Source organism: Rhodococcus sp. DN22, from assembly GCF_036669995.1.
GTDB classification, from domain to species: Bacteria; Actinomycetota; Actinomycetes; order Mycobacteriales; family Mycobacteriaceae; genus Rhodococcus_F; species Rhodococcus_F erythropolis.
In genome coordinates this window covers 3,253,167-3,270,477 of record NZ_CP133326.1, presented here as the reverse complement: position 1 = coordinate 3,270,477, position 17,311 = coordinate 3,253,167, and the positions used below count along the sequence as shown (strand labels likewise).

15 protein-coding genes and 1 riboswitch are annotated in these 17,311 nt (G+C 64.3%); of the genes, 3 read left to right on the top strand and 12 right to left on the bottom strand.

Annotated elements, in window-relative coordinates:
* Nucleotides 1-3 precede the first annotated feature (3 nt).
* Nucleotides 4-963: a c-type cytochrome biogenesis protein CcsB gene (gene ccsB, locus RA302_RS14945; protein WP_070162315.1), complete on the bottom strand. Its 960-nt coding sequence runs from the start codon at nucleotides 961-963 to the stop codon at nucleotides 4-6.
* 274 nt (nucleotides 964-1,237) lie between these two features.
* On the opposite strand from ccsB, the gene RA302_RS14940 reads away from it, so the two are divergent.
* Entirely contained in the window at nucleotides 1,238-2,020 is a 783-nt protein-coding gene (locus RA302_RS14940; RefSeq protein ID WP_070162313.1) for an alpha/beta hydrolase, read from the top strand.
* A 413-nt stretch (nucleotides 2,021-2,433) separates the two neighbouring features.
* On the opposite strand, the gene RA302_RS14935 is transcribed toward RA302_RS14940, so the two are convergent.
* The 7 genes from RA302_RS14935 to cobG all read right to left on the bottom strand — a co-directional run bounded on the left by RA302_RS14935 (nucleotide 2,434) and on the right by cobG (nucleotide 7,397).
* On the bottom strand, nucleotides 2,434-3,024 hold the full coding sequence (locus tag RA302_RS14935; protein WP_042450962.1) for a dihydrofolate reductase family protein: 591 nt from the start codon (nucleotides 3,022-3,024) through the stop codon (nucleotides 2,434-2,436).
* A 77-nt stretch (nucleotides 3,025-3,101) separates the two neighbouring features.
* Entirely contained in the window at nucleotides 3,102-3,341 is a 240-nt protein-coding gene (locus RA302_RS14930; protein WP_070162310.1) for a PLDc N-terminal domain-containing protein, read from the bottom strand.
* A complete protein-coding gene (locus tag RA302_RS14925; protein ID WP_007729842.1) occupies nucleotides 3,338-3,742 on the bottom strand; it encodes a hypothetical protein in 405 nt (134 codons plus the stop codon). Before RA302_RS14925 ends, RA302_RS14930 begins: the two co-directional genes overlap by 4 nt.
* Nucleotides 3,739-4,098 carry an HNH endonuclease signature motif containing protein gene (locus RA302_RS14920; RefSeq protein ID WP_076948440.1) on the bottom strand — a complete coding sequence of 120 codons (360 nt, stop codon included), beginning with the start codon at nucleotides 4,096-4,098 and terminating at the stop codon, nucleotides 3,739-3,741. The genes RA302_RS14925 and RA302_RS14920 overlap by 4 nt, the downstream gene beginning before the upstream one ends.
* A gap of 26 nt (nucleotides 4,099-4,124) precedes the next feature.
* The gene (gene cobJ / locus RA302_RS14915; protein WP_030536355.1) at nucleotides 4,125-5,612 is read right to left on the bottom strand and encodes a precorrin-3B C(17)-methyltransferase; all 1,488 of its coding nucleotides are present in this window, start codon (nucleotides 5,610-5,612) and stop codon (nucleotides 4,125-4,127) included.
* Nucleotides 5,609-6,235 carry a precorrin-8X methylmutase gene (locus RA302_RS14910; RefSeq protein ID WP_007729839.1) on the bottom strand — a complete coding sequence of 209 codons (627 nt, stop codon included), beginning with the start codon at nucleotides 6,233-6,235 and terminating at the stop codon, nucleotides 5,609-5,611. Before RA302_RS14910 ends, cobJ begins: the two co-directional genes overlap by 4 nt.
* Before the next feature lie 19 nt (nucleotides 6,236-6,254).
* Nucleotides 6,255-7,397, bottom strand: coding sequence for a precorrin-3B synthase (gene cobG, locus RA302_RS14905; RefSeq protein WP_230358677.1), 1,143 nt, complete (start codon nucleotides 7,395-7,397; stop codon nucleotides 6,255-6,257).
* Between the two features lie 74 nt (nucleotides 7,398-7,471).
* A riboswitch (cobalamin riboswitch) is annotated at nucleotides 7,472-7,557 on the top strand.
* Between the two features lie 63 nt (nucleotides 7,558-7,620).
* Here cobG and cobN point away from each other — a divergent pair.
* The gene (gene cobN, locus RA302_RS14900; RefSeq protein WP_030536358.1) at nucleotides 7,621-11,241 is read left to right on the top strand and encodes a cobaltochelatase subunit CobN; all 3,621 of its coding nucleotides are present in this window, start codon (nucleotides 7,621-7,623) and stop codon (nucleotides 11,239-11,241) included.
* Nucleotides 11,242-11,280: 39 nt separating this feature from the next.
* On the opposite strand, the gene RA302_RS14895 is transcribed toward cobN, so the two are convergent.
* Entirely contained in the window at nucleotides 11,281-12,936 is a 1,656-nt protein-coding gene (locus tag RA302_RS14895; protein ID WP_030536359.1) for a GMC oxidoreductase, read from the bottom strand.
* 203 nt (nucleotides 12,937-13,139) lie between these two features.
* On the opposite strand from RA302_RS14895, the gene RA302_RS14890 reads away from it, so the two are divergent.
* The gene (locus tag RA302_RS14890; RefSeq protein WP_003944780.1) at nucleotides 13,140-13,520 is read left to right on the top strand and encodes a PPOX class F420-dependent oxidoreductase; all 381 of its coding nucleotides are present in this window, start codon (nucleotides 13,140-13,142) and stop codon (nucleotides 13,518-13,520) included.
* Nucleotides 13,521-13,527: 7 nt separating this feature from the next.
* Here RA302_RS14890 and RA302_RS14885 read toward each other — a convergent pair whose 3' ends face one another.
* From RA302_RS14885 to RA302_RS14875, 3 genes are read right to left on the bottom strand one after another with little or no spacing between them, the layout of a single operon-like run.
* On the bottom strand, nucleotides 13,528-14,433 hold the full coding sequence (locus tag RA302_RS14885; RefSeq protein WP_338477164.1) for a TIGR01777 family oxidoreductase: 906 nt from the start codon (nucleotides 14,431-14,433) through the stop codon (nucleotides 13,528-13,530).
* Nucleotides 14,433-15,791 carry a metallopeptidase TldD-related protein gene (locus tag RA302_RS14880; protein ID WP_070162306.1) on the bottom strand — a complete coding sequence of 453 codons (1,359 nt, stop codon included), beginning with the start codon at nucleotides 15,789-15,791 and terminating at the stop codon, nucleotides 14,433-14,435. The genes RA302_RS14885 and RA302_RS14880 overlap by 1 nt, the downstream gene beginning before the upstream one ends.
* Nucleotides 15,788-17,308 (bottom strand): TldD/PmbA family protein, encoded by a 1,521-nt coding sequence (locus tag RA302_RS14875; RefSeq protein WP_003944822.1) that lies wholly within the window; start codon nucleotides 17,306-17,308, stop codon nucleotides 15,788-15,790. The genes RA302_RS14880 and RA302_RS14875 overlap by 4 nt, the downstream gene beginning before the upstream one ends.
* Between the last annotated feature and the right edge of the window lie 3 nt (nucleotides 17,309-17,311).

Sequence of the window (17,311 nt, the reverse complement as noted above, 5' to 3'; positions counted from 1 at the left end):
GCGTCAATTCAATCCAGCGTACGAATGCAATCCCGACACGACGTAGTTGATCGCAAACATGTTGAAAAGCATGGTGGCGAGCGCAGCAACATTGATCCATGCCGCACGCATGTTCTTCAACCCGGCGGTAGCGCGCGCATGGAGGTACGCGGCATAGAGAACCCAGGAGATGAACGAGACCGTCTCCTTGGGGTCCCAGCCCCAGAAACGTCCCCACGCGGCCTCCGCCCAGATCGCCCCGCAGATCACCCCGATGCTGAACAACGGGAACCCGACGACCGTTGTTCGGTAGGCCACGCGGTCAAGCAATTCGGATGACGGCAGTCGTGCCGCAATCCAACGCAACGCGCGTTTCTTCGACTGCGGGCCCACCTCGGCAATCATGAAAAGTGCGCTGACCGAACTTGCGAACGTAAGGATGCCGGAGGCGGCGACGATGATCGTGACGTGCACGCCGATCCAGTACGAACGAAGAGCGGGTACGACCGGCGCTGCCTCGGCATACATGCTTGCGGCGGCGACGAACAGAAGCACCACGGTGGGTGACAGAACGAAGATGGTCAACGATCGAATCGGGCACCGCCGCAGAATGACCAGCCAGCATGCCACCAATGCCGCGCTGAGGAAAAGCGCGTACTCGTAGAGGTTTCCGAGAGGCCATCGGTGCGTCGAGATGCCGCGAAGTGCAAGCGCGGTGACGTTGAGGACCAGGGCGACGACGATGAGAGACATGGCAGCGCGACCCGCACGATGGGCGCGGGTTCGATTCGGCAGCAATGCGATCCGGCCGGGCAATGCAGGATTCGATGCACTTCCGGCATGTGCGAGTGCCGGTCGCACCGTGGCAGAGAGGGGTGTGCTGGAGAAGTCGACGACGGAAAGAACCAGGGCGAGAACGTAAATCGCGAAAGACGACGCGAAGGCGTAGTCGCTGTACTGCGCGAGAACTGGATCGACCGACATCAGACTCCTCATAACGACCGGTTGGTTGTCATTTGGAATCTACTACACACGATCGTAGAACTGGCAGGGCCGTCTGTCGGATCAGTGGCCCGGAAAATGATTGGACGAGCTTCGGTTGGGGTTGATAGCTTGTGCGAGACCGTGACAACACGCCAGGAGGTGAGACCCATGAACGCTGTAACCATGTGGGTGCTCCCACTCGTGTTCACGGATCGGCGATTGACGTAGGTGTCGCCGGGAGCGCCCCGAGTAGGCAATCCCGAAAGGTAACACCATGCAATCCAATTCTCCGACCATCGAATTCACTTCCGAGACAACGTCGAACGGTGTCATCGAACGCCATTTCGTTGTAGACGACATCACCGGCGTGCTCTGGTCACTCGCGTCCGGATCTGTCGAATCACCACTTCTGCTGTCCGGGCACTCCGGCGGCATGCACAAGAAGGCGCCGGGACTTGTTGCCAGCGCACTCCACAGTGTGAGCTCCCACGGGTTCGCAGTCGCCGCGATCGACGCGCCCGGACACGGCGACCGGCCGCGGAACACACAGGACGAACAGTGGGTCGAGGCGATCCACCAGGCTAGGGCGGCCCACGAACCGATCGCCCCGATCGTCGTCGAGTACAACCGATCGTTGGCGGAGCGTGCAGTGCCGGAATGGCAGGTGACCATCGACGCTCTGCAAACGCTGCCCGACGTCGACGCCGACGCTCCGATGGGCTTCGGCGGCGTGTCGCTAGGGGTCGTGACCGGGCTGATGTTGGCCTCGGTCGAGTCTAGGATCGCTGCCGTGAGCTTCGGGGGAGTTTTTGTGGACGACTCCCTCATCGAAGCGGCACGAAAGCTCGCGGTCCCGGTCGAGTACCGGATCCCTTGGGACGACAAGGATTACGACCGCACGTCGGGGATAGCGTTGTTCGATGCCTTCGGCTCGAAGGAGAAGACGCTGCACGCCTACTCGGGCAGGCACTATCCGGTGCCCGACTACGAGCGCGACAGTTCGGCTCGGTTCTTCGCCCGCCACCTCGGCGGGAGCGGTGGCGCTCCTGTGAGCTGACGTGAACACGTATCGGCGTCCGGCCTGTGTCGGACGCCGATACGATTTTGATCCTTCGCTCGCTAGAAGCCGTCCAGCTTGGCCATTTTTGTTGAGGCGCGCGAGGGCGCGCGCAAGCATGGCCCTCGACCGGGGGTGCTTACAGCTCGAGGTGCAGTGCCCGTGGAATAGGGGGCCAGAGTGTTCGATAGCGACGAGTGGTCCTTACGGTCCGCCGGGCGGAACGAACTTGTTCGTGATCCAGTTCGATGCTTCGATCTCGTTGAGGATTGTCCGGAGACTTCGGTGGCTAATGCTCGTGCTGTGCCGAGTGTCCGGTCAATACCGAACATCGAACAAGACTGGAAACTTTCTCGTGTCCGACCTGAGGCGACGACATGTCTTTCAACCGCGCATGTCCAGCCATGCGTCGACTAACCGTCCGATACCTGACCTGGGGGCGGTACTTGAGTGGGCCGATATCGCACGGCGACTGCACCCGACTGGAACTCGTGGCGATCGACGAGTTCGAGTTGGATGCGCTCGTGCAGACCGGCGAGCAACGTCGGTCCGTGTCCGGCAAGGACCGGTTGCACAACGAACTCGTACTCGTCGATCAGTCCCAGGTCTGCCAATGCCAGGGGGAGTGTCACGCCGCCAACCCACAGACCTTCGCCGGGCTGCTCCTTGAGCCGTTGAATCGCTGACCCCAAGTCGCCTTGCACGAGTTCGGCATTCCAATCGACCCCGCTCAGCGTGCTCGACACGACGTACTTCTTAGCCCGGTCCATTGCCTCGGCGAACGGGATCTCCCACTCGTCCATCCAGTCAGGCCACGCCCCCGTTGCGGGCCGCCGCCACGCCGACTCCATCATCTCGTAGGTCACCCGGCCGAACAGCAAAGCATCGGCTCGTTCCATCTGAGCGGTCCAGTAGCGCATCGACTCCTCGTCGGGTGGAAGCCCCGCCTCGTGATGGCAGCAGCCGTCGAGGGTGACGTTGATCGAGTATCGAAGTGGTCTCATCTCGTTGTTCTCCCCTGATACGCGCAGAGTGACAGCACCGGACCGTACTCAGACTACTGCCGGGCCGTCGGTGTAGATCAGGTTCGGGACCTGGAGTCACGCGGGGGTCGACCGAACAGTAACCAGACGAGCGCACCGAGTACAGGCACCGCGATCACCAGTGCCGACCACCAGAATTTGCTCCCCAAGCGGTCGAAATCGGTGCACACGATCGCCACGAGCGCGCTAATCGTGATGAAGATCCAGGCAAGAACGAAGACGGTGAAGGTGATGTCCATCCAAAGCGGAATGGTGGGGTTGGGGGTCGATTCGTTCACGCTTCCAGACCACTTTCGACGACTGTGCCTTGATGAAACAACACGCTCCATCGATTCTCGGTGAACCGCCAGATGGATGATCGCTCGGTAACTCGTTGCGCTTGCGCCAGCCGGTACGTCACCAGATACGTGTCAGGCGCAATCCGGCTCAGCGCTGGCCGGTCGGCCGTCCACCCGAGTTCGGCGGCGTCGTTCACCTCGCCGCGGAGGCGTCGGCGCTCAACTACCGACTGCACGTAGTCGCGGGTGTATCGAGCGCCGGAGGCTCCGATCTCCCGGAACTGCGGGTCGACGACCGCATCGAACTCGTCTCGTGACATCGCTACTCGAGTTCGGTGAAACAGAGGTTCGAACTCCATCAACTCGTCGAGGATCGGGCGAAACTCGTGTGGGGTCGTCACGACTGCTCCGAGAACTGCGCCCTCATCTCGATCCCTATCTCCGCGTGTCGCAGGAGGAAGGCCTTCTCGTCATACCCCTTGCGCCGCAACCAGAGAGTGACCTCGCTGTTGCATTTGCTTGCATTGCACGAGCGGCACGCCGGTGCGATGTTGTCGAGTGTGTAGCGCCCACCGCGGGAGATCGCCAGCACGCAGTCACGTTGCGGCGACTCGTCCGACTCGCCGCAGTACGCGCAGCCACCCCAGGCCGCTTTGAGCGCGGACCACTGCTCGACGGACAGATCGTGCTCCACCAAATCCATCCGGCGTTTCCGTTTACGCGCGTATCTTGCTTTCCGGGTCCGGTTGACGGGCATGACGCCATGCTATCGCCGTGCGGCGTTCACTCCGGGTAGCGCCGCGGGGTGAACACCTGACGGCCCGAACCGGTTTCGACGACGGTTGTCATCGACGAACCGACGATGAGCAGCGTCCGCATGTCGATCTCGGAAGGCTCGAGCTCGCCGAGGGTCACGACGCGAACTGATTCCTCGGCACCGGCAACATCGCGGCCGATGACGACGGGAGTCTCGGGGGAGCGGTGCTCGAGCACGAGGTCCTTCATGGCTTGGACCTGCCACGTCCGGGACTTCGACGCCGGGTTGTAGACCGCAAACGCCATGTCCGCGGCTGCAACTGCCGAGATACGGCGCGCGACGACATCCCACGGCTTGAGGCGATCAGACAACGAGAGCACCGCGTAGTCGTGCCCGAGGGGAGCACCGACGCGACTGGCGACAGCGTTTGCCGCCGTCATGCCGGGAAGGATGCGGACCGGCACGCCGCGCCACTGGTCTTCGGCGGCAACTTCGAGAACTGCTGCAGCCATGGCGAATACGCCGGGATCTCCCGACGAGACGACAGCTACACGGGCGCCGTTCTTCGCCAGGTCCAACGCCATCGCGGCGCGTTCCGCTTCGACGCGGTTGTCGCTGGAATGGCGACGCTGGCCCGGACGCGTCGGCACGCGATCGACGTACGGGCCGTAGCCGACGAGGTCGGTTGCCAACGAAAGCTCATGCGCCACTTCGGGTGTGGTCCAGGCGGTGTCGCCCGGCCCGAGTCCGACCACGACCACCTCGCCGCGAGACTCGGTCGCAGGTCGAGGGTTGTTCGACGGGCTCGGAACGATGGCGATCGAAAAGTACGGAACTCCGTCCGGGTCGACCTCGGCAGCGGATTCGACGCGTTGACGTGTGGTGCTCGCGCGCTCGACGTAGTGGGCCTCGCCGAGGCGACCGGAATCCTCGAGCGATTGGAGGACCGGTGGGAAGGTACGTCCGAGCTTGAGGATGGCCGCGGCGTCGGTTTCCTTGAGCCGCCTGGTCAGCTCGGCCTGCGGCAACGTTCCGGGCAGGATCGTGAGGATCTCTTCACCCTCGACCAGCGGCTTTCCGAGTGCAGCAGATGCCGCGCTGACGGAGGTGACGCCGGGAATCACTTCGGCGTCGAAGCGATCGGCCAGTCTCTTGTGCATGTGCATGTAGGAGCTGTAGAAGAGCGGATCGCCGGCGGCGAGCAACGCGACGGTTCGACCGGCCGCGAGGTGAACTGCCAGCCGTTCGGCAGCTGCTTCGTAGAACTCGTCCATCGCGCCCTGGTATCCGCCGGGATGATCAACGGTCTCGGTGGTCACGGGGTAGACGAGGTGTTCTTCGATCTGTCCTTCGCGCATGTACGGCGCTGCAACTCCGCGGGAGATGCTCTTGCCGTGCCGCGCGGAGTGGAACGCAACCACATCGGCCTCGCCGATGACGCGGGCGGCCTTGACGGTCACCAATTCGGGATCGCCGGGGCCGATACCGACACCCCAGAGCTTGCCTGCACTCATTCGACTTCGCTCGCAATCGCATTGACGACGGCGGCGGTGATCGCGCTGCCGCCGCGTCGGCCGCGGAGAACGAGATGATCGATCCCGCTGGCGTGTTCGATGAGGGCTTCCTTCGACTCGGCAGCGCCGATGAAGCCGACCGGACCTCCGACGATGGCGGCCGGACGGGGTGCGCCGGCTTCGATGAGATTCAGAAGATGGAACAGTGCGGTGGGTGCGTTTCCGATCGCGACAACAGCGCCCTCGAGCTTGGCTCCCCACAGTTCGAGAGCAGCCGCCGAGCGAGTGTTGTCGATGGTCGACGCCAGCACGGGAACCCGCGGATCGCCGAGGGTGCAGATGACGTCGTTGCCGGCGGGCAGACGCTTGCGCGTGATGCCGGCAGCCACCATCTGGGCGTCGCAGAAGATCGGCGCGCCGTCGCGCAGAGCTGCGCGCGCAGCCGAGACGACACCGGGTGTGAAGGCGACGTCGTCGACGAGATCGACCTGGCCACTTGCATGAATCATGCGCACTACAGCTTGCGAGACATCCGCCGGGAAACGGCTCAGGTCGGCTTCGGCCCGAATGGTGGCAAAGGACTGGCGATAGATTTCCGCGCCGTCACGGATGTACTCGATCATGTGCCACACGATAGAGGCATCACCGATCGGGCGGATTCACCCGGTAACCGTCACCCGTCGCGATCACATCCGCTACGTCCCCGCGGGGACGTCCGCAGCTGCGGTCGCACCCGGCCCAGTGCTGGCGCCCGACAACCGGAAGTTCTGCCTGCTCGACCGCGGTGATCGCGTCGGCGCGCACATCGGCGAGCGACTTCTCGCATCCCGGACTTCCGGTGCAGGCGGTGACCTCGAGCCACGGTGAGTTCTCGTCGAAGATCAACCCCATGGGTGCCAGCACCCGGACTACCTGCTCGGCTGCCCATTCGTCGAGGTCGAAGATATGCACCGATCGCCACGGCGTCACGACGACGGGCTTGTCGACGGCGGCGAGGAACTCGGCCAGCCGAGCGTCGAGCAGCCCGAATCGCAGGCCGCCGCCCAGAGCTACGGTCCCGTCGCGCTGCTCGAGCCAGCCGATAGTGGGCCGTGCATCCGGCGTGAGGTCCGCCGCAACGGTGGACTCGGCGCTCAGACCCAGCTGCTCGAGGGTGCGTTCGATTCCGTCCGGAACCTCGGCCAGGCGCCAGTGCTTGTCGCGGACGTCGAGGAATGATCGAGCCGCCTCGAGGAGCAATTCGACGGCGTCGTCCGCCTGGACGAGATGAGTGGTGTGGTGACCGGCGAGCACCAGTGAATGCTCGGTGGCGCTGCGCGCATGGAGTCCGAAATCGCCCCGTAGCCCGGTGATGTCTCCGCGCCCGTCGTCGAGGGTGAACAGGGTTCGCCCTGGCAGATCCGCCAATGCTTGATCTGCTTGGATCGCCGAATCGAGACGGTGGACCAGTTCACGAATGTCGGCTACGCCCCCGATACGGCCGGACAGTGGGGACGCGAGGATGTTGCGCACTCGCTCGTGCGTCGCGGACGGCAGCAGGCCGGCCGACGCGATTCGCGCTGCGAAGGCTTCGGGATCCGAGACCGAGCGCAGTTGTACGTTGCCCCTCGAGGTGAGTTCCATCTGCCCGTTGCCGAGATCGCGCGCCGCGTCGGCGAGCGTCTGCAACTGGGTGGGGGTGAGGAGTCCGCCGGGTAGGCGCACGCGTGCCAATGCGCCGTCGGCGGCGTGGTGAACTTGCAGTGCACCCGGGCACGCGTCTGGCTGTGAACGGTCCGTGGGCATGGCTCCAGGGTACGACCTGTCATGAGTGCCTTCTGCGGACCGGTAGCATCACCACCACCAGTGACGGCAGTTGAGGAAACCGGTGAAAGTCCGGTGCGGTCGCGCCACTGTGAGTGTTGCTCGAGCGGGACGTGTTTCCGCTCGGAAACACGAGTCAGACCCTCAACCGCCGTCGATGACAGATCTGTGCCACGGGGCGCGAAACCCCAGGAAGGCTTCACCCGTGATTCTTCTGCTCTCCACGTCCGACACCGATCTGCTGAGCGCCCGCGCCAGCCAGGAAGCCGGCGACGGAGTCTCCTATCGCTGGGCCAACCCCTCACGCTTGCTGGTCTCGGAGGACTTGCCGCCCTTGCTCGACGGCGTCGACCTCGTGATCGTTCGTATCCTCGGCAGCCGTCGCAGCTGGGAAGACGGCCTGGACATGGTCCTCGCCTCCGGACTCCCCGTAGTCGTTCTCGGCGGCGAGCACGCGCCGGACGCCGACCTCATGGAGTGCTCGACGGTCTCCGCCGGCGTTGCTGCCGAGGCGCACAACTACCTGGCCGAGGGTGGCGCACAGAATCTGGCACAGCTGCACCACTTCCTGTCCGACACGGTCCTGCTCACCGGCCACGGTTTCGAGCCGCCGGCTCACCTGCCTTCCTGGGGCATCGCTGATTTCGCGCCCGATCTCGACTCGGCGAGCGGTCCGGTCATCGCAGTTCTGTACTACCGTGCTCAGCATTTGGCCGGCAACACCCGGTACATCCAGGCGTTGTGCGACGCGGTCGCCGAGGCCGGTGGCACCGCGCTGCCGATCTACTGCGCATCTCTGCGAACCGCTGAAGCCGAACTTCTGAGCACGCTCCGCCGCGCCGACGCCATGGTCGTGACAGTTCTCGCTGCCGGTGGCACGAAGCCCGCTACCGCGTCCGCCGGTGGGGACGACGAAGCCTGGGATGTCGCCGCACTCGCTGCACTCGACGTCCCGATCCTGCAGGGGCTGTGCCTGACCAGTAGCCGCGCCACCTGGGACGAGAACGACGACGGACTGTCGCCTCTCGACGTCGCGACCCAGGTCGCGGTGCCGGAATTCGACGGCCGCATCATTACCGTCCCGTTCTCCTTCAAGGAAATCGACTCCGACGGACTGTCCACGTACGTCCCCGACGTCGAGCGCGCCGCCCGTGTCGCCGGGATCGCGGTCCGTCACGGCAAGCTGCGCCACATTCCCACCACCGAGCGTCGCGTTGCTCTGATGCTCTCGGCGTACCCGACCAAGCACGCCCGCATCGGCAACGCGGTCGGTCTCGATACTCCGGCGAGCGCAATCGACCTGCTCACCGAAATGCGTTCTGCCGGTTACGACCTCGGTCCGGTCGACGGCCCGGACGCAGTTCCCGGCCTGGCGGCGAAGGACGGCGACGCGCTGATCCATGCCCTGATCGCGGCCGGCGGCCAGGATCCTGACTGGCTCACTGCCGAGCAGCTCGAGGGCAATCCGATCCGCATCTCGGCAGCAAAGTACCGCGAATGGTTCGCCACCCTGCCCGAGGAACTGCGCAGCGGCGTCGAAGAGCACTGGGGCGCAGCGCCCGGAGAGCTGTACGTCGACCGCTCGCAGGATCCGGACGGCGAAATCGTCATCGCGGCACTGCGATTCAACAACATCGTGCTCATGGTCCAGCCGCCGCGGGGATTCGGTGAAAAGCCCGTCGCGATCTACCACGACCCGGATCTGCCGCCGAGCCACCACTACCTCGCGGCCTACCGCTGGATCGCTGCAACACCGGACAACGGCGGATTCGGCGCCGACGCCGTTGTGCACCTCGGCAAGCACGGCAACCTCGAATGGTTGCCGGGCAAGACGCTCGGCATGTCCAGCAACTGCGGCACCGACGCAGCCCTCGGCGACCTGCCGCTGATCTACCCCTTCCTGGTCAACGACCCGGGTGAAGGAACACAGGCAAAGCGTCGTGCCCACGCGACACTCGTCGATCACCTGATCCCACCGATGGCCCGCGCCGAAAGCTACGGCGACATCTCCCGTCTCGAGCAACTGCTCGACGAGCACTCCAACATCTCCGCACTGGACCCGTCCAAGCTGCCGGCCATTCGCCAGCAGATCTGGACGCTGATGCGGGCAGCCAAGATGGACCACGACCTCGGCCTCGCGGAGCGTCCCGAAGAAGACGTGTTCGACGACATGCTCCTGCACGTCGACGGGTGGCTGTGTGAGATCAAGGACGTCCAGATCCGCGACGGCCTGCACATTCTCGGCCGCGCACCCGAGGGCGACGCCGAAATCGAACTGGTCCTGGCTATGCTCCGTGCCCGTCAGATGTGGGGCGGCGAACAGAGCGTCCCTGGTCTGCGCGAAGCTCTCGGGCTCAGCGAAGACGGCGACGAGTCCCGCAACCGTGTCGACGACGTCGAGGAAAAGGCGCACGCACTGGTTCGCGGCATGTACGACGCCGATTGGAACCCCGCTGCGGCAGAACAACTCAGCGACGACGAGACCGTCGTGAAGATCCTGCAGTTCGCGGCCACCGAAGTGGTTCCGCGTCTTCGGCAGACCGACAACGAGATCAAGCAGGTCCTGCACGCGCTCGACGGCGGATTCATCGCCGCGGGTCCGAGCGGTTCGCCGCTGCGCGGCCTGATCAACGTTCTTCCCACTGGTCGTAACTTCTACTCCGTCGACCCCAAGGCAGTTCCTTCACGCCTGGCGTGGGAGACCGGTCAGGCGATGGCCGAGTCGCTCGCCGCTCGCTATCTCGCCGATCACGGCGAATACCCGCGCTCGGTGGGTCTGTCGGTGTGGGGAACCGCCGCCATGCGTACCTCCGGCGACGACATCGCCGAAGTGTTCGCGCTCCTCGGTGTTCGCCCCGTCTGGGACGAAGCGAGCCGACGCGTCGTCAACCTCGAAGTGATCGATCTCGAAGAACTCGGCCGCCCGCGCATCGACGTCACCGTCCGCATCTCCGGATTCTTCCGTGATGCGTTCCCGCACGTGCTCGCACTGCTCGACGACGCCGTTCAGCTGGTCGCGGCACTGGACGAGACGGACGAGCAGAACTACGTGCGCGCCCACGCACAGGCCGACCTTGCCGAGCACGGCGACGCCAGGCGTGCGACCACCCGTATCTTCGGTTCGAAGCCCGGAACATACGGCGCCGGACTGCTGCAACTCATCGACTCCAAGACCTGGCGCGGTGACGACGACCTCGCCGAGGTGTACACCAACTGGGGCGGCTTCGCGTACGGCCGTGGGCTCGACGGAATCCCGGCAGCTGACGACATGCGCAGTGCTTACCGTCGAATCAACGTGGCGGCCAAGAACACCGACACGCGTGAGCACGACATCGCCGATTCGGACGACTACTTCCAGTACCACGGCGGCATGGTTGCCACCGTGCGCGCGCTGACCGGAAAGTCGCCCGAGGCATATATCGGCGACAGCACTCGACCGGAATCGGTTCGCACACGCACACTTTCGGAAGAGACCGCACGTGTCTTCCGGGCGCGCGTGGTCAATCCCCGCTGGCTCGACGCGATGCGCCGTCACGGGTACAAGGGTGCCTTCGAGATGGCAGCCACGGTCGACTACCTCTTCGGGTACGACGCCACCACCAACGTGGTCGCGGACTGGATGTACGAAAAGCTCGCCGAGACCTACGTTCTGGACGAGCAGAACCAGAAGTTCATGATGCAATCCAACCCGTGGGCACTACACGGAATCGCCGAGCGGCTCCTCGAAGCTGCCGAGCGCAACATGTGGGAGCACCCCGAGCAGAAGACACTCGACGGCTTGCGTCAGGTGTACCTCGAAACCGAAGGCGAGCTCGAGGGGGAGTAGACCTCGAGCATCACCGGCAGATCCGGGCGCTGAAGTGAGTCAGCGTCCGGACTTGATGATCTGAGCGATGTTCCGCTCCGCCAGGGCAGTGATGGTCAGTGACGGGTTGACGGTGCCGGTGCTGCCCGGAATAGCGGCGCCATCCATCACGTACAGGCCGTCGTAGCCCTTGACTCGCCCGTAACCGTCGGTGGCCTTGCCCAGAACCGCACCGCCTAGGGGATGCGCGGTGAACGAGGAATTGACGTCCTTCGCGAACGGCAATGCCGACGGCAGCGTGGTGCCGGCGAAGGCCATCTTGTTCTGGACGGCGCGTAGTGCCTCGACGGTGGCGTCGTTGCCGTTCTTCGGCCAGTTCAGCACCACCCGATCGGAGCCGCCGTCGTAGGCGAAGTCGGCGCGCTGCGAGTCGAGGGTCATCCCCAAGGTTCCGAGCATGCCGATGTTGAGGGGCAAGCCGGGGACGTACCAATTTTCCAGGGAGAGTGGCATTCCCGACTCGTCGACGATGCGTGATGCCGACGGTGCGGCTTGCGCAGTGCCGTCACTGAAGCCGAACGAGCGCACCATCCCGGCGTCGCCGTTCGTTCCCCAGCCTTTGCCGACGTGTTCGTTGAGGTTCGGCAGCGCACCGGTCGCCTGGGCGCGTACCAACAGTTCGGACGTGCCGATCGAACCGGCGCCGAGGAACAGACGGTCACAGGTAAGAGTCTTCCGGGCCAGAACGCCACCCGTCGGATCCGTCGATTCGACGTCGACGACGTAGCGTCCATCACGTTCGCGACTGATCGCGAGCACCTGATGTCCGTAACAGACGGTGGCTCGTCCGGTGGCTTCGGCGGCAGGAATGTAGTTCTGTGTGAGGTCGAACTTAGCGCCGTTGGAGTTACCCATGTTGCTGTCACCGACAGTGGCCGAGGCTCGGGTTCGGCCGTCGAGTTCTGAGCGCACCACGTCCCAGTTCCAGATCCCGTCGATCCGCTGCGGATCGAATCCGGCACGACGAGCGTCCTGATCCCAACGACGCGAGTGACCGAAGTTCGGGGTTTGGTAAATGTCTTCGGGCAACGGGCTCAGACGCAGCATCTGGCGCACTTTGGGGTACCAGGTGGACGCCATCTCGTCGTAGTCGAGGGAGTTGCCGAAGACTGCGTCGAAGAATCGGCGCTCGGGCGCGATCATCACGCCGGTGAAGATGATGGAACCACCGCCGACTGCAGCGCCGCGCCAGACCGAGATGTGTTGGTAGTCGGTGGCATCGAGGACGCCGCTGAAGTAGTCGCACGCCACGGGGAGTCCGGTGAGGTTGGTGAACGATGTTCGCCGGAAGACTCCGCGGCCGTCGGCCAGCATGTCGGAGGTGTGAATCTCCCGCTGCGGATCATGCGGCCATCGGAGTCCGCGTTCGAGGATGGTGACCTGGGTGCCGCTCTGCGCCAACCGGAGAGCGGTGGCGCTTGCGCCGAATCCGGACCCGATGACGATGGCTTCGGAATGCTCCGGGGGAGTAGGAGAGGGTGCGAACAACTCGGGGACGAGCGCGCGGTAGTGATCAGCACCCATCGGGAGCGCCCGCAGTGGTGCGGGGGTGGCGTGGCTGGTCGACGTCGACATGAGCGGTGTCGCGGCGGCAACTGCCGCCCCCGCCCCGGCGGCTTTGAAAAAGTCACGACGCTGCATGTCACGGCGCTGCATGTGTAAGTTCGACTCCCCAGTTCGACGGTTTGCCTCAGAATAACTCGAGATGGAGTTCGGGGACGAAACGGCGTGTCCGACGTCAAGAAGAACCGGATAAAACGTGCATAAGTGGCACTTCCTGGGTGGTACTGATCGGTCGCCAGATAGTCGCGGAATCTTGTCGGTGTTCAGCGAGAGGCGCTCGCACCTATCCTCGAGGAGTGAACCCCGACTTCAAGCGCGTCTCCGAGGCCAAGTACGTCCTACTCACGACCTTCCGCAAGGATGGAACTCCGGTGGCGACTCCACTCTGGGCCGCGCCGGACGGCGACAAGCTCCTGATGTGGACCGTCACCGATTCCTACAAGGTCAAGCGCATCAGGCGAAACCCGTCGGTCACCGTCGCTGCGTGTGACGCTCGGGGAAATCCCAAGGGTGAACCGGTGGCCGCCGTCGCCGAGATCCTCGACGGACCGGGCACCGATCATGCTCGCGACGCGATCGCGCGTCGCTACGGAATCCTCGGCTGGATCACCATGAAAGGCAGTCTCCTTCGCCGCGGCAAGACCGGAACGATCGGACTTGCCGTCACTGCAGCCTGACCGCGCGTCAGTTGCCGAGCAGATCGTCCAACGTTGAGTCGAAGCGCGGATACGTGAAGGGGAAGCCTTTGTCGGCCAACACTTTCGATACGGCATGACGACCCGTCAGGCCCAGGGCAGCGTCGCTGCGAAGAAGGAACGCGCCGATTCTGACCATGAAAGCGGGCGTCGGCGGCGCAGGTGGCCGGTGAAGGTGCTTGCGCAGCCCGGCCATCAGTTCTGAGTTTCGGACGGGATCCGGAGCAGTCGCGATGACCACGCCCGAGGCAGCCGAATCGGGTTCGAGTGCCCAGCGCACGATCGACAGCCAGTCCTCGATGTGAATCCAACTGGTCCACTGCCTACCCGAGGCGACGCGTCCGCCCAGTCCGAGACGCACGAGCAACAGCAATCGCTCGAGCGCCGGTGTGCCCTTCTCCAACACGACACTGGTTCGCAGGATCACTACTCGTGACGTGTTTGCTCCCTCGACCGCTGCCTCCCAGTCCTTTGCGACGTCGGTCATCTGAGGTGGCCCGTCAGCGAGTGGGGAAGCCTCGTCGAGCCGGGTCTCTCCGGCGTCGCCGTAGATCGCGAGCGTGCTCGCCTGGATCCACACCGGAACAGGGTTCGCCAGTAGTTTCGACGCTTCGACCAGCGCGCGGGTCGGATCGACTCGGGAACTGGTGAGTAGTGCGATGTTTGCCGGTGTGGGTCGGCGATCGACCAACTCGCCGGCCAGATTGATCACCGATGCGCCGTCGAGTTCTCCCGCCCAGTCGCCCACCGTGACGCCGTCCCACTGAACCTGCCTGTGCCTGCCGGGTTTCGGTGAGCGAGTCAGGACCACGACGTCATATCCGCGGTCCGCGAGATCGTCGCTGATTCGGCGGCCGAGAGCGCCGGTGCCGCCGGCGATCACGACCTTCGTCATCACTGCGCCTGGCTGACCGAGGACATGTGGAAGTCGGGAATCCGCATGGGCGGCATGGCCGTGCGGGTGAACCAATCTTTCCACTCCCGGGGAAGCGTGATCTCGGTGCGTCCAGCCTCGGTGACCCGCCGCAGGAGATCGAGCGGACTCTCGTTGAAACGGAAGTTGTTGACGGCACCGACGATCTTGCCGTCCTCGATCAAATACACCCCGTCACGGGTGAGTCCGGTCAACAGCAGCGTCGTAGGATCGACCTCACGGATGTACCAGAGGGTTGTGAGCAGTAGACCCTTCTCGGTACCTGCGATCATGTCCTCGATCGAGGTGTCGTCACCACCGGTCAGGATGAGATTGTCGCCGGGAACTGCGACAGGTCGACCGAATTCTCGTGCAGCGTGGCGCGGGTACGCCAACGCATTGACGACGCCGTCTCGGACCCAGTCGACGGGTTCGATCTCCATACCGTTGTCGAACAGTGAGACGGATTCACTCGACGACGTCGTGATCACGAACGGCGCGGATTGCAAGCCCTCGGCGCCGGGGTCAGAGGTGAGTGTCAGTGGCAATCCGAGCTTCTCGCCGATCCGGGTACCACCGGTGGTGGACAGTGCGGTGTGGCCCTCTTCGGCGCCGCGACCCTCCATGGTCCACATCAGATAGATCATCAGGTCCGCCACAGCAGACGGCGGAAGAATTGTCTCGTAGCGGCCGGCAGGCAGACTGACGGAGTTACCCGCCCAGTCGAGTCGAGTGGTCAACTGCGACAAGAGCTTCGGTATCGAGATATCGCTGAAATCGACGGTTCCGGATCCGACCCAGGCGCTGGCGTCGTCGCGCTTGCCGTTGATTTCCACGGAGCCGGTGGCCTGAGCCGTTCTACGTCGCACGCCCGTCGAGGTTCCGAGCCAGGTGGTGTGCAACTGGTGGTGGGCGAAGCCGAACAACTGGTCGCCGCCGTCGAAGCCCTTCGCCAGGTCGGCAGCCAACTGAGCGAAGACAGCGATGTCGGTCAGGGCGGCCGGCAGGTCCCAGTCGGTCTCTGCCGCCGACTGCGTGATCAGGTCGGACGCGTCGTCAGCCGGAGTGGCTGTGCGCGCAGCTTCTTCGCTTGCCTGTACGAGTGCGGAAATCTGCTCCGGATCGACACTGCTGGAACTGACAGTGCCCACCTTCGCGATGTCACCCTCGCGCACGATCGAGATCACCGTCCACGTCCGGGACAGCGAAACTCCGTTGGTGGTCATCGAATTGTTGGCCCACCGCAGCGACGCCTCACTCGCATCGGTCACGATCACCAACGATTCGTCTACCGTCCTCGCGGCCAATGCACGCTCGACGACCTGCTGCGGATCGATCACTGCTGAGCCTCCGAACGAGTATTGAGGATGTTGACTCCGCGGAACAGAGCGGACGGGCAGCCGTGGCTGACCGCCGCAACCTGACCGGGTTGCGCCTTGCCGCAGTTGAACGCCCCCTGCAGGCGCCAGGTCGACTCACCGCCAACGGCTTCCATCGAGCCCCAGAAATCCGTCGTCGTCGCCTGATACGCCACGTCGCGCACCTGACCGTCGAGCTTTCCGTCACGGATCTTGAAGAACCGCTGACCGGTGAACTGAAAGTTGTAGCGCTGCATGTCGATCGACCAGGACTTGTCACCGACGACGTAGATGCCGTTCTCGACTCGCGAGATCAGGTCTGCAGTCGAGGTGTCCGTAGAAGGGTCGGGGGAGAGCGAGACGTTGGCCATTCGCTGGATGGGAACGTGATGTGCGGAGTCGGCGTACGAGCAACCGTTGGAACGCGTCAGCCCCAGCCTCGGCGCGAACACACGGTCTAGTTGATACCCGACCAGTGTTCCCTCTGCCACCAGATCCCACCGTTGAGAGGCGACGCCGTCGTCGTCGAATCCGACGCTGGCCAGGCCGTGCTCTTCGTTTCGGTCGGCGGTCACGTGCATGAGTGGCGTTCCGTATTTCAGCGTTCCCAGCTTGTCCGGCGTCGCGAACGACGTACCGGCGTAGGCCGCTTCGTAGCCGATCGCGCGGTCGTATTCGGTGGCGTGTCCGATGGATTCGTGGATCGTGAGCCACAGATTGGTCGGATCGATCACGAGGTCGGTCGGACCTGCTTCGACGGTCGGTGCCTTGGTCTTCTCGGCCAGCCACTCCGGGATCTGCGCGAGCTCATCGCCCCAGTTCCATGTGCTCTCCGCCCCGAGGTACTCCCATCCGCGCCCTACCGGCGGCGCCAAGGTACGCATCGATTCGAAGCTGCCGGCCGACTTGTCGACGGCAGTGGCCTCGAACTCGGGGTGTAGACGCACCCGTTGCTGGGTGATCGACGAACCGGCCAGATCCGCGTAGAAGGTCTGCTCCTTGACCTGGAGGACACTCGCCGTGACGTGATCCACGCCGTCGGCGGCTTGAAGCCGTCCGGAGTAGTCGACCAGCAGGCCTACCTTCTCGGCCGTCGGTGTCGCGAAGGGATCTTCGAGGTACGGCGACACCCACGTCGCGTCGGCGTAGACGGGCTCGTCGGCGAGGGTGACCGGATCCCGATTGAGCGAGCGCAATGCCTTCGCGACCTCGACCGCTTGGCGTGCCAGCGCAGCAGCGACATCGGGGGACACCTCGGCGTGCGAGGCGAATCCCCACGTGCCGTCGACGATCACACGGACGGCGACCCCGATCTCGTCTCCGTCGGACACCGCCTGAACTACGCCGTCGCGCAAGCGGATCGACTGTGTGAGCACGCGGTGGACACGAACATCGGCGTGCTGGGCGCCGGCCGTTCTCGCTGCCGACAGCGCCGCATCAGCGACAGCTCGCAGCGGGAGGGCGAGGAAATCTGCATCGACATCTCGGGTGACGGTCACGCA

Coding starts and splice junctions, on each gene's coding strand:
- ccsB (WP_070162315.1), bottom strand. CDS start 963: ATGTCGGTCGATCCAGTTCTCGCGCAGTACAGCGACTACGCCTTCGCG.
- RA302_RS14940 (WP_070162313.1), top strand. CDS start 1,238: ATGCAATCCAATTCTCCGACCATCGAATTCACTTCCGAGACAACGTCG.
- RA302_RS14935 (WP_042450962.1), bottom strand. CDS start 3,024: ATGAGACCACTTCGATACTCGATCAACGTCACCCTCGACGGCTGCTGC.
- RA302_RS14920 (WP_076948440.1), bottom strand. CDS start 4,098: ATGCCCGTCAACCGGACCCGGAAAGCAAGATACGCGCGTAAACGGAAA.
- cobJ (WP_030536355.1), bottom strand. CDS start 5,612: ATGAGTGCAGGCAAGCTCTGGGGTGTCGGTATCGGCCCCGGCGATCCC.
- RA302_RS14910 (WP_007729839.1), bottom strand. CDS start 6,235: ATGATCGAGTACATCCGTGACGGCGCGGAAATCTATCGCCAGTCCTTT.
- cobG (WP_230358677.1), bottom strand. CDS start 7,397: ATGCCCACGGACCGTTCACAGCCAGACGCGTGCCCGGGTGCACTGCAA.
- RA302_RS14895 (WP_030536359.1), bottom strand. CDS start 12,936: ATGCAGCGCCGTGACATGCAGCGTCGTGACTTTTTCAAAGCCGCCGGG.
- RA302_RS14885 (WP_338477164.1), bottom strand. CDS start 14,433: ATGACGAAGGTCGTGATCGCCGGCGGCACCGGCGCTCTCGGCCGCCGA.